The organism is Nocardia sp. NPDC059177 (genome assembly GCF_042755165.1).
GTDB lineage: Bacteria > Actinomycetota > Actinomycetes > Mycobacteriales > Mycobacteriaceae > Nocardia.
This window is the reverse complement of the sequence record NZ_JBHZBX010000008.1, coordinates 72,038-84,059: the sequence shown is the minus strand read 5'-3', so window position 1 is coordinate 84,059 and position 12,022 is coordinate 72,038. Positions and strand designations below refer to the sequence as shown.

The following is a 12,022-nucleotide window of genomic DNA, read 5'->3' as shown; positions in this document are numbered from 1 at the left end:
GATCACCCGGTGAACGTGATGGGGGACCGGAATCCCCAGAGGACGATGGTGGCCACCATGTCGAGGGCGATGATGGCGACGAGGCTGGCGCGGATGGCGCGCCCCGACCCGATGCCGACCCCCTCGGGTCCGCCGGTCGCGAAATAGCCTTGGTAGCTGTGGATCAGGACGACGGCGACGGCGAAGACCACCACCTTGATGGTCGCGGCGAGCACGTCCCAGCCGAGGACGAACTGATCGAAATAGTGGTCGTAGGTTCCCGGCGGCACGTCGTGGAAGGTCGTCACGATCAGCTGACACGACAGGTAGCTCAGGATCAGTGCGACGACGAATGCCGGTGCGACAGCGATGATCCCGGCCACCACTCGGGTGGTCACCACGAACGGCACCGAGCGGATACCGAGCGATTCGAGCGCGTCGATCTCCTCGGAGATGCGCATCGAGCCGATCTCGGCGGTCATCCGGCAGCCGGCCTGGGCCGCGAACCCGACTCCGGCGGCGATCGGGGCCAGCTCCCGGGTGACCCCGAACGCGGAGATGAGGCCGCTGAGCTGCCCGAGCGCGAGCGCGTCGAGGGCGTTGTAGGCCTCGATGCCGATGGAGGCGCCCATCGCGGCCCCCATCAGCAGCATCAGCGGGACGACGCCGCCGCCGATGATCACCGAACCGCGACCCCAGGTCATATCGGTGATCGCGAGCAGGGTCTGGCGGCGGTAGTGCACCACGGTGTACGGGATCGTGGACAGCACCTGCCAGCAGAAGCCGATCGTGAAACCGAGCGACTCGATCGGGCGCAGCGGGCCGAGTTTGCGGCGGAGCCGGCCGAGCCAGCGGACTCCGAGGGGCAGGTAGGGCGCGGCGGTCATCAGGCGGTCTTCATCGGGACGAACATCGTGATCACCTGGGTGACCACGGTATTGAGCACGGTGATGGCCGCGACCGACATGACCACCGCGGCATTGACCCCGTCGGCGACACCGCGCGGCCCACCCTTGGCCTCGAGCCCGCGCTGACAGGCGATCACCACCACGAGGAAGCCGAAGAGCAGGGATTTCACCAGCGAGACCCAGACATCGAACGAGGTGGTGAAGGCGCCGAAGGAATCCCAATAACTGCCCGGCGTGACATCGAGGGCCGCGACCGCGACCCCGTAACCGGCGGCGATGCCGACGACGATGATGAGGAGGTTGAGCAGCGGCGCGACCAGCATCATCGCCGCGATGCGCGGTACGACCAGGCGCTGGATCGGATCGACCCCCATGACCCGCATGGCGTCGACCTCCTCGCGTACGGTGCGCGCGCCCAGGTCGGCGGCGATCGCGGCGGCGCCTGCACCGCCGAGCAGGATGCCCGCGGCCATCGGCGCGCCCTGTTTGATCACGCCGAGGCCACCCGCCGCGCCGATCATCGAATTGGCGCCGAGCTGGGAGACGATATTGCCGACCTGCGTCGAGAGAATGACTCCGAACGGGATGGCCATCAAGATGCTGGGCACCGCCGTCACCTTGATCAGAAACCATGCCTGTTCGAGTGTTTCGTGCATTTCGAAGCGCAGCCGGATCGCGTCGCTCGCCCCGATGCGGACCGATTGCGACCCGATGCGCAATGCGCGGCCGAAGGTGGCCAGACCGGCCAGCACGGTGTCGGCGAAATTGCGGCGCAGGACCGCGCGAACGGTCGGCTCGTCGGTTCCGGATTCGGGCATCGAACTCATCGTCGACATCGGACCCCCACGTTCGACCGGACCTCGCTGGCGAATCGGTGCCACCAGTGCGCCGTTCGACCGCTGCGGACGCGCTCCGGCGAATTCCGCGAAATGGCCGACATCATGGCGAACCCCTCGCTAATCACATGTCCGACCAGTCAGCTGGACACCAGTCTGGACGGTACTACACGTCTACTGCGGGGGCAAGCAATCACTGTGGTGGGGACCACTGGACGAGTGTGACGATCACCGGTGGTCGCCAGCGGGGTTCATGGGATGAAAGGTGAAAGTCCTTGTGGGGACAGTCTAGTTCAGGGTAATGACGTTCTCTTGTGAACTGTCGATAATGCTCGAGAGCTATCAATCCTTCGGTAGCGGCGTGTCGTGTCCGACGTGCCGGGGGAGCGCGGATGTCCCCGGAATGCGCCCACGGGGGGTTGACAACTTCGTATAGTAGACAGCTGTCCGGACAGATATTCAATGATGAGTCCGGAAACGCAGGTCGGTGGTCGGCGGACTGTTCTGCCCGCACACTGCCGATCCGGTCGGAGGTGTGATGGCGAACAGTCCGGTGAACACGGATCGGACGATGTCCGGTCGTGGCGTCGTGGTGGTGGGTGGCAGCAGCGGAATCGGCTACGCGGTCGCCGAACTGATGGCCAGGCACGGCGCCGGCGTGGTCGTCAACGGCCGCGACGGCGCCGCGGTGGACCGGGCGGTGCGCGAGATCGGCGCGAGCGGGGCCTCGGTGATCGGCATCGACGGGTCGGCCGGGGACGAGACCGTCGCCGGGAAACTGATCGCGACCTGCGTCGAGGAATTCGGCGCGGTCGACGCGCTGGTGAATTGCGCCGGAATGGCCGAGCCGCCGGGCTCGTCGATCCTCGAGATCGACGAGCCCGACTGGCACGCGCAACTGGATTCGCACCTGTCGACGACCTTCACCACCTGCCGGATCGCGGCGCCGGTAATGGTCGGGCAGGGCCGCGGTTCGATCGTGAACACCTCCTCGTTCGCCTTTCTCGGCGACTACGGCGGCACCGGATACGCGGCGGCCAAAGGCGCGGTGAACAGTCTGACCTGGGCGATCGCCGCGGAATTGCAGGAGCATTCGATCCGCGCGAATGTCGTGTGTCCCGGTGCGCGCACCCGGCTCTCGACCGGATCGGAGTACGAGGAACACATCGCCGAATTGTTCCGGCGCGGAATGATCGACGAGTTCACCATGCAGGCCTCGCTCGATCCGCCGCCCGCCGAGTACGCCGCCGCGCTGTACCTGTATCTCGCCGGCCCGTCCTCGGCGCGGGTGACCGGCGAGATATTCGTCGCCGCCGGTGGTTTCGTCGGGCGCTACGCCCGTCCCGAACTCGGCGTGGCCGGCTTCCGCGACCACCGGAATTCGCCGCCGTGGACGGTCGGCGAATTGCACACAATGATCAGCCCTGATGGCGAAGTGTAGGAGATTCCATGGTGGCATTCACATTGTCGAACGTCTTCGCGACGGTCGCCGCGCAGATCCCGGAGCAGGAGTTCATCGTCTGGGGTGAGCGCCGGGTCACCTATGCCGACACCGACCGGCACGTCACCGGATTCGCGAATTTCCTCACCGCGCGCGGGATCGGCTGCCGCCGCGAACGATCGGTGCTGGCCGGGCACGAGTCGGGTCAGGACCATCTCGGCATCTACCTGCGCAACTGTACCGAGTATCCGGAAGTCCTGATCGGGGCCTATCGGGCGCGTGCGGTGCCGTTCAATATCAATTACCGGTATGTCGAAGAGGAATTGCTGTACCTGCTGCGTGACGCGCGGGTGCGGGTGCTGGTCTATCACGCGGAGTTCGCGCCACGGGTCGCCGCCGTCCTCGCCGATCTGAACGATCCGGTGCTGCTCATTCAAGTCGCCGACGACAGCGGCAACGCCTTGCTGCCCGGCGCCATCGACTACGGCACCGTGGTCGATGCGCCCGCACCGCCCGGCGGATTGCCCGCGACCACCGGCGACGACCTGTATCTGCTCTACACCGGCGGCACCACCGGAATGCCCAAGGGCGTGCTGTGGCGCCAGGACGACGTCTACGTCGCCGCGATGGGCGGCACCCGGTTCGGGACCGGCGAGCAGCTGGGCTCCTATGACGAACTCGCGGCGTCGGCGGTGGCGACCGGGGGCGCGTACCGGTTGCTGGTGGCCGCGCCGTTCATGCACGGTGCCGCGCAATGGCTGCTGTTCCAGACCGTCACCAACGGCGGCACCCTGGTCCTGCCCGCCGTGGTGGATCGGTTCGACCCGGTGTCGGTGCTCGACGCGGTGGCCCGCGAACGGGTGATCGCGCTGCCGATCGTCGGCGACGCGATGGCCCGTCCGATCACCGCCGAACTCGAACGGCACTCCTACGATCTGGGTCTGCTCGCGGCCGTGCACAATGCGGGAGCGCCGTTGACGCCGCCGGTGCGCCAGCGCCTGGTCGCGGCGTTCGGGCGCCCGATCCTCGTGGTCGATTCGGTCGGGTCCTCCGAATCCGGCATCCAGATGACGCAGGTCTTCGACGACAGCGCCACCGGCTCGCACGGCAGTTTCGTCCCGGCGGGCGAGGACACCGTGGTGATCGATGAGGACTTCACGCGGGTGCTCGGTGAGCCCGGCGCGTACGGCTGGCTGGCCAGGAAGGGTCGCATCCCGCTGGGCTATCTGGGCGACGCGGACAAGACGGCGCGCACGTTCCCGACCGTCGAGGGGCAGCGCTGGTCGATCGCGGGTGATCGCGCGAATGTGCTGGGCGACGGCCGGATCGAACTGCTCGGCCGCGACAACCTGACCATCAACTCCGGCGGCGAGAAGATCTTCGTCGAAGAGGTCGAGCGCGCGGTCGCCGCCCACACCGGCGTCCTCGATGTCGTGGTGGTCGGCAGACCGTCGGACCGCTGGGGTAGTGAGGTGGTGGCGATCGTCGACCTCGGCGACACCGACGTCACCGACGCCGAACTGCTCGACGAATGCGCGAAACACATCGCCCGCTACAAGCTGCCCAAGGCGATCATCCGGTGCTCGGAGATCCTGCGCTCGCCGACCGGCAAGGCGGACTATCGGTGGGCTCGGCACCTGGCGGGGCAGGTCTGAGGAATGACAACGATGTTCCAGACCGTCACGGCGATGCTCGAAGCGCGCGCCGACGACACCGGTACCGCGATCGTCCACGACTCCGGGACGTGGACCTGGCACGACTACGTCGCCGCGGCCCGGCGGGAGGCGGCGGCGGTGCTGGCCGTGGCCGACCCGGCCCGCCCGATGCACGTCGGGCTGCTGCTGGGCAACACCCCGCAGATGCTGATCGCGGTCGCGGCGGGCGCACTGGGCGGCTATGTCGTTGTCGGTATCAACGACACCCGCCGCGGCGAGGGGCTCGTCAGCGATATCGGGCGCGCCGATGTGCAGGTCCTGCTCGTGGACAGCGCGCATCGCGCCCTGGTGGCCGGGCTGGATCTGCCCGGTGTCACCGTCGTGGACGTGGACGCGCCGGACTGGTCGGCCGGGCTGGCGGCGGCCGGGCCGCTGACCCCGCACTCGGTGCCGTCGGCGACCGACACCTTCATGCTGATCTTCACCTCGGGCACCAGCGGCAATCCCAAGCCTGTTCGGCTGGCGCACATGATGATTCCCTTCGCCGGGCCGCCGCTGGTGGACAAGTTCGGGCTCGGCCCCGACGATGTCTGCTACCTGTCGATGCCGCTGTTCCACTCGGCGGCCGTGCTCGGCGGCCTCAGCGTCGCGCTGGCCAGCGGTGCCGCCATGGTCCCGGCCCGGTTCTCGGCGTCGACCTTCCTGGCCGACATCCGGCGCCACGGGGTGACCTACCTGAACTATGTCGGCAAGCCGCTGGCCTACGTGCTGGCGACGCCGGAACAACCCGACGACGCGGACAATCCGTTGCGCGCGGCCTTCGGCAACGAGGCCACCGACCGCGATATCGCCGAGTTCGGGTGCCGTTTCGGCTGCACGGTCTGGGACGGATTCGGTTCGACCGAGCTGGCCATCATCATCACCCGGGAACCGGGGACACCTCCGGGCTCGGTCGGCCGGGGCTATCCCGGTGTCGCGGTGTACGACTCGGCGACCAGCCTCGAATGCCCGCCCGCGGAATTCGACGAGCACGGCGCGCTGACGAATCCGGAGCGCGCCATCGGCGAACTGGTGAACACCACCGGCGCCGGCCTGTTCGGCGGGTACTACAACGACGAGTCCTCGACGTCCGAGCGGCTGCGCGGCGGCTTCTACTGGTCCGGCGACCTCGCCTACAAGGACGCCGACGGATGGCTGTATCTGGCCGGGCGCACGGCGGATTGGATGCGCGTCGACGGCGAGAACCTGGCCGCCGGACCGATCGAACGCGTCCTGCACCGGCTGCCGGCGGTGAATCGGGCGGCGGTGTACGGCGTCCCCGACGAGCACGTCGGGGACGCGGTGATGGCCGCGCTGGTGCTCCAAGACGGCGCGAGCCTGACCCCGCGCGAGTTCGCGGAGTTCCTCGGCGCCCAGCTCGACCTGTCGCCGAAGGCGTGGCCGCGCTTCGTGCGGATCGTCGAGACGCTGCCGACGACGGCGACCAACAAGATCCTCAAACGGGTACTGAAGTCGGCGGGTGCGGCGGCCGGCGACGGCATCCTCTGGCGGCGCGAGCCCCGTGCCCGGCATTACGAGGTCGCCGCACCGCGGGGCTGAGACAAGGAGAGATATGGCAATCCTCGAGGCACTGCCCGAGACCGCGGAGGGCAGGCGGCGGTTCGCTCTGTCCAGCCCGATCGACCGCCACGGCATCGGCGAGCTGGTGGTGAGCACGCCCGCCGACGTCGATGCCGCGCTCGCGCGGGCCAGGGCGGCACAGCCGGCGTGGGCGGCGAAGTCGCCGCGGGAGCGGGCGCGGATCGTCGGCGCCGCGCTGGACGCGCTGGTCCGGCATCGCGCGGAGATCATCGACACCGTCCACGCGGAGACCGGCAAGCCACGGATCGAGGCGCTGGGTATGGAGATCGTGCCGTCCTGCGATTTCCTGAACTACTGGTGCGCCAAGGCCGAGCGCGCGCTGCGGCCACGGCGCCGATCCCTGCACGGCTATCTGCGGCCCACCAAGAAGCTGGTGCTGCAGTATCAGCCGCTGGGCGTGGTCGGTGTCATCACTCCGTGGAACGGGCCGTTCGTGCTGGCCCTGAATCCGGTGGTGCAGGCCGTGCTCGCGGGCAACGCGGTGCTGCTCAAACCGTCGGAGGTGGCACCACGGTCGGGCGAGTGGGTGGTCCGGTTGCTGCACGAGGCCGGGGTCCCGGACGACGTCGTGCAGGTGCTGCACGGTGACAGCGAGACCGGCGCGGCACTGGTCGGCGCGGGCGTGGACAAGATCAGTTTCACCGGCAGCGTGGCGACCGGGCGCACGATCGGCGCCGCCTGCGGAGCGGCGCTGACCCCGTGCACGCTCGAGCTGGGTGGCAAGGACGCGATGATCGTGTGCGCGGACGCCGATCTGGAGCGCGCGGCCGCGGCCGCGGTCTATCTGTCGATGCTCAACTGCGGTCAGGTGTGCCTGAGCGTCGAGCGGGTCTATGTCCTCGACAGTGTCGCCGAGGAGTTCGAGCGGCGGGTGCGCGAGCAGGCGCAGGCCGTGCGCCACGGGCCCGGCGACCCGGTCGATGTCGGACCGTTCATCTGGGACCGCCAGCTCGAGCTGGTGCGCCGCCAGCTCGACGACGCCCGCGCCCGCGGCGCCACGGTGCCGGTGGGCGGTGACCCGGTGGGGGACAAGGGACTTCACTTCGCGCCGACGGTGGTCACCGAGGTCACCCACGACATGGAGATCATGCGGGAGGAGACCTTCGGCCCGGTCGTGGCGATCATGCGGGTGCGCGACGAGCAGGAGGCGGTCCGGCTGGCCAACGACAGCCCGTACGGGCTGTCCGGCTCGGTCTTCACCGCCGACACCGCGCGCCTGCGGCGGATCGCGGCACAGCTGGAGACCGGCTCGGTCGTGCACAACGACGCCGCGGTGATCTACGGCGTTCCCGAGGCGCCCTTCGGCGGGCGCAAGAGCAGCGGTCTGGGCCGGGTCAACGACGGACTCGACGGCCTGCGCGGCTTCACCCACGCACAACCGGTGCTGATCGCCCGGCGCGCGGGGAAGCGGGAAGCGATCTGGTATCCGTACACCGCGGCGACCGAGCGGCAACTGGATTGGCTGGTCCGGGTCGGTTTCGGTCGCAAGCTACTACGTCGTCTGCTGTCCTGAACCCGGCGGTCATTGCCTCGGCCACTCCGGCCGTAGTATTGTCCAGACAGGTGTCCAGATTCGTTCTGGATCAGGAGAAAGGTACGAGCATGCCACGATTCGACCCCCATCCGGTCACACGGCCCACCGTGGTCACCGGAGCCTCGTCCGGCATCGGCGCCGCCACGGCGATAGCCCTGGCCGAACTGGGTCATCCGGTGGCGCTGGGTGCCCGCCGGGTGCCCGAATGCGAGGCGGTCGCGAAGAGGATCCGGGACAAGGGCGGGGTCGCGTTCGTCCATCGGCTCGACGTCACCGATAGTGATTCGGTCGAGGAGTTCGTCACCGCCGCGGAGAAGGAACTCGGCGATATCGAGATCCTGGTGTCCGCGGCCGGGGTGGTCAGATTCGGTCTGGCCTACGAGATGACGCCGGCGGATTTCGCGCGTCAGCTGGATGTGCACCTGGCCGGCCCGCACCGGATGCTGCACCGGCTGGTGCCGGGCATGGTCGAGCGGCAGCGCGGCGACGTGGTGCTGATCGGGTCCGACTGCTCGGTGTCCCCCCGGCCCAGGATGGGTGCCTACAACGCGGCCAAATCCGGGCTGGAGGCCCTGTCCGTCCAGCTGCGGATGGAACTGGAAGGCACCGGTGTGCGGGTGTCGATGGTCCGGCCGGGACCGACCTCGACCGAGATGGGCACCGACGCCACCGTCGAGGATGTCGGGCCGCTGCTCGAGGACTGGTCGAAGTGGGGCTTCGCCCGGCACCCCTACATGCTGCGTGCCTCCGATATGGCCGCGGCGGTCGCGTCGGTGGTGAGCACTCCGCGCGGATCGCACGTGATCGTCAGCGAAGTCCAGCCCGAAGCGCCGCTGCGGCGCCCCGCATCCGGAGCGCCGCAGCCCTGAGTTCGCCTCGCGCGCCGGCCTATTCGCCGCGAGCGGCCCGCAGGAAATCACCGAGCTCGGTGAACTTCCTGCGTGGCCGCCCGTCTGCGGCGCCCGCCGCGCGCTCGGCGGTGTCGATCGCCTGCCAGCCCGCACGGTCGATGGCATCGGGCCGCCGGGTGCGGATGAGCCGGCTCAGCGCCGTGGCGTCGCCGGCCGGCTCGTTCAGCACACCGGCCCGGTAGTCCTCGACCAGCGCCTCGACCGTCTCGGCCGCATCGATGCGGTTGGTGCCGATGACTCCGCGCGGTCCGCGCTTGATCCACCCCGCCGCGTACACGCCCGTGAGCGGTTCCCCGCTGTCACCGATGACGCGTCCGGCCACGGTGGGCAGGACACCGCGGGCATCGTCGAACGGCAGATCCGGTACCGGCGCACCGCGATAGCCGACCGCGCGCAGCACCAGGCCCGCCGCCATCGATCCGGTGCGGCCGGTGGGTCCGGCCGACACCCCGGCCGCAGAGCGGACGGGTTCGGTGTGCGCGTATTCGACGGTGTCGACGCGATCGTGGCCGGTCAGTGCGGTCGGTGCGGTCCACCAGCGCAGCACGATGCGCCGGTTGCCGGGCCGGGTCGGCCGGTCGACCATCTCGTTGAGCAACCGCCATTTGGTCCGGACCGCGTGCGAGGTCTCGGCGGCGTCGAGGATCTCCCGATCGGCCGGGTGCAGCCGCACCAGCTCGGGGTCGACGATCACGTCCACCCCGGGCAGGTGCTGCAACGCGAGAAGTTCGGCACTGGTGAAGCCCGCCTGCAGCGGCCCCCGCCGCCCGACCACGACGACCTCGCGCACCGCGCTGTCGCGCAGGGCGGCCAGCGCGTGATCGGCGATATCGGTCCGCGCGAGCCGATCCGGCGGCAGCGTGAGCACCCGGGCCACATCGAGCGCGACATTGCCGTTGCCGATCACCACGGCCCGTTCGGCGCTCAGGTCGAAGACCCGGTCGGCGTAGTCGGGGTGGCCGTTGTACCAGGCGACGAACTCGGTCGCCGAGTGACTTCCCGGCAGGTCCTCACCGGGCAGCTCCAGCGGACGATCCCCCGCGGCGCCGACGGCGTAGACCACGGCGTGGCAGTTGTCGAGCAGCTCGGCGTGCGAAAGATGGTTGCCGACTTCGACATCGAGATGGAAGCGCACCGAGTCACGCTTGAACGCGGCGGCGAAGGCGTCTGCCACGCCGCGGGTCTGGGCGTGATCGGGGGCGACGCCGTAGCGCAGCAGGCCCCACGGGGTGGGCAGCCGATCGATCATGTCGATCTCCACCTCGCCGTAGGAGAGCAGGTGTTCGGCGGTGTAGCAGGCCGCCGGTCCGGTACCGACGATCGCGACCCGCAGCGGCCCGTGTTCGCGGCTCAACCGCGCGGGCCGGGGCAGCGGGAGGGCATCGCCGGCGAGCGGATGCAAGCCGAAGTAGGAGGCGTTGAGCTCGGCGAACGCGGTCAGGTCCGGTGGGAGATCCTCTTCGGCGTAGATGGCGTCGACCGGGCACGCTTCGAAGCACGCGCCGCAATCGATGCAGGTCTGCGGGTCGATGTAGAGCATCTCCGCGGACCGGAACTCGGGGTCCTCGGGCCGGGGGCGGATGCAGTCGACGGGGCATTCGGCGATGCAGCTGGCGTCGTTGCAGCAGCGCTGGGTGATGACGTAGGCCATGGCTGTTTCCCCGGTCCTCTCAGCGCTGCCTGCGGCGGTAACGGACCCGGCACGGTTGCTGGAGCTGCACCACCATCTTGGAATGGTCGTTGCGGTAGCTGTCGGCGGGCTGGGCCATCTCGAACTCCCAGTCGCGCAGCAGGATCGAGAAGATCGCCTTCATCTGCATGAGCGCGAAGGCGGCGCCGACACAGCGGTGCCTGCCCGCGCCGAAGGGAATCCAGGTCCAGCGGTTGACGACATCGGCCTGTTCGGGATCGATGTAGCGACCGGGATCGAAGGTGTCGGGGTCGGGGAAGCTCTCCGGGATCCGGTTGGACACCGCGGGTGTCGCGGCGACCAGGTCGCCGGGGGAGATGCTGCGCCCGCACACCTCGAACTCCTCGCGCGCGACCCGCATCAGGATGATCAGCGGCGGGTGCAGGCGCAGGGCCTCTTTGAGCGCGGCCTCGAGCTGCGGGATCTGGCGCAGCGCACGGAAACTCACCTCGCTGTCGTCGGCGAAGAGGGTGTCGAGTTCGGCGACCACGGCGCGCATCGCCTCCGGATGCCGCAGCAGTTCGATGACCGTCCAGGCCGAGGTGCCGGAGGTGGTGTGGTGGCCGGCGAACATCATCGAGATGAAGATGCCGGTGACCTCGGAGGCGGAGAAGCGGGGCACGCCGTGTTCGTCGGTGACCGAGACCAGGACATCGAGCAGGTCGCGGTCGTCCTTGCCCTGCGGGGGATTCGCGATGCGCCCGGCCATGATCTCGCCGACGAGTTCGACGAGCTTTCGCCGGGACTCGTCGCGTTTGCGGAAACTCTCGATCGGGAGGTAGGGGTCGACGTAGGCCAGCGCGTCGGTGCCCTGCTCGAGGTCGTGGTAGAGCTGGGCGAAGCGGCTGTCGAGTTCGTTGCGGAACTTGGTGCCGATCAGGCAGGCCGAGGAGGTGTAGATCGTCAATTCGGCGAAGAAGTCGAGCAGATCGATCTCGCCGGACTCACCCCAGCCGGCGATCATGCGATCGACTTCGTGCGAGATGGTCGCCGCGTGCCCGCGCATGTGATCGGCGCGCAACGCCGAATTGTGCAGCATTTCCTTGCGCCGCTCGGGGCTGGCGTCGAAGACGACACCTTCGCCGAAGATCGGCTTCATGAACGGATACGCGGCCTGCTGGTCGAGGTCCTCGTCGCTCGCGCGGAAGAAGAACTCGTTGGCCTCCTCGCCGGAGAGCAGGACGACATCGCGCCCGGCGAGCTCGAAGATGCCGACATCGCCGCATTCCCGCCGGACCCGGTGCATCAGGGCGATCGGGTCGGCCCGCAGCTCCTCCAGGTGCCCGTGCTCGTGTTCGCCGCCGGAGACGCGTTGCGGCTTCAGGATCGTCATCGAAGACCTCTCAATCATGGTCGGCATGCGGTCGCCAAAGGACCGGAGCCCCGTATAGACACCTGTCCAGACGCTACTACAGTTCGACTGCTGG

Annotated in this window: 9 protein-coding genes; 5 read left to right on the top strand and 4 right to left on the bottom strand. The window is 68.9% G+C overall.

The window, feature by feature from the left end:
- Window positions 1–2: 2 nt before the first annotated feature.
- Both ACFXK0_RS12615 and ACFXK0_RS12610 read right to left on the bottom strand, forming a co-directional pair.
- Complete coding sequence (locus ACFXK0_RS12615; protein ID WP_379410248.1) at window positions 3–866, bottom strand: ABC transporter permease; 864 nt, start codon at window positions 864–866, stop codon at window positions 3–5.
- Complete coding sequence (locus ACFXK0_RS12610; RefSeq protein WP_379410247.1) at window positions 866–1,714, bottom strand: MlaE family ABC transporter permease; 849 nt, start codon at window positions 1,712–1,714, stop codon at window positions 866–868. The genes ACFXK0_RS12615 and ACFXK0_RS12610 overlap by 1 nt, the downstream gene beginning before the upstream one ends.
- Before the next feature lie 580 nt (window positions 1,715–2,294).
- Here ACFXK0_RS12610 and ACFXK0_RS12605 point away from each other — a divergent pair.
- The 5 genes from ACFXK0_RS12605 to ACFXK0_RS12585 all read left to right on the top strand — a co-directional run bounded on the left by ACFXK0_RS12605 (window position 2,295) and on the right by ACFXK0_RS12585 (window position 8,863).
- Window positions 2,295–3,164 (top strand): SDR family NAD(P)-dependent oxidoreductase, encoded by an 870-nt coding sequence (locus ACFXK0_RS12605; protein WP_379410246.1) that lies wholly within the window; start codon window positions 2,295–2,297, stop codon window positions 3,162–3,164.
- Between the two features lie 8 nt (window positions 3,165–3,172).
- Complete coding sequence (locus ACFXK0_RS12600) at window positions 3,173–4,819, top strand: acyl-CoA synthetase (RefSeq protein ID WP_379410245.1); 1,647 nt, start codon at window positions 3,173–3,175, stop codon at window positions 4,817–4,819.
- Window positions 4,820–4,831: 12 nt separating this feature from the next.
- Window positions 4,832–6,418 (top strand): fatty-acid--CoA ligase FadD1, encoded by a 1,587-nt coding sequence (gene fadD1 / locus ACFXK0_RS12595; RefSeq protein ID WP_379410244.1) that lies wholly within the window; start codon window positions 4,832–4,834, stop codon window positions 6,416–6,418.
- A gap of 13 nt (window positions 6,419–6,431) precedes the next feature.
- Entirely contained in the window at window positions 6,432–7,973 is a 1,542-nt protein-coding gene (locus ACFXK0_RS12590; RefSeq protein ID WP_379410243.1) for an aldehyde dehydrogenase family protein, read from the top strand.
- A gap of 89 nt (window positions 7,974–8,062) precedes the next feature.
- Window positions 8,063–8,863, top strand: a complete 801-nt coding sequence (locus ACFXK0_RS12585; RefSeq protein ID WP_379410242.1) for an SDR family oxidoreductase — start codon at window positions 8,063–8,065, stop codon at window positions 8,861–8,863.
- Window positions 8,864–8,882: 19 nt separating this feature from the next.
- Here the strand turns inward: ACFXK0_RS12585 and ACFXK0_RS12580 are convergent, their stop codons facing one another.
- A complete protein-coding gene (locus ACFXK0_RS12580; protein WP_379410240.1) occupies window positions 8,883–10,556 on the bottom strand; it encodes a 4Fe-4S binding protein in 1,674 nt (557 codons plus the stop codon).
- Window positions 10,557–10,575: 19 nt separating this feature from the next.
- Window positions 10,576–11,928 (bottom strand): cytochrome P450, encoded by a 1,353-nt coding sequence (locus ACFXK0_RS12575; protein WP_379410239.1) that lies wholly within the window; start codon window positions 11,926–11,928, stop codon window positions 10,576–10,578.
- Window positions 11,929–12,022 lie beyond the last annotated feature (94 nt).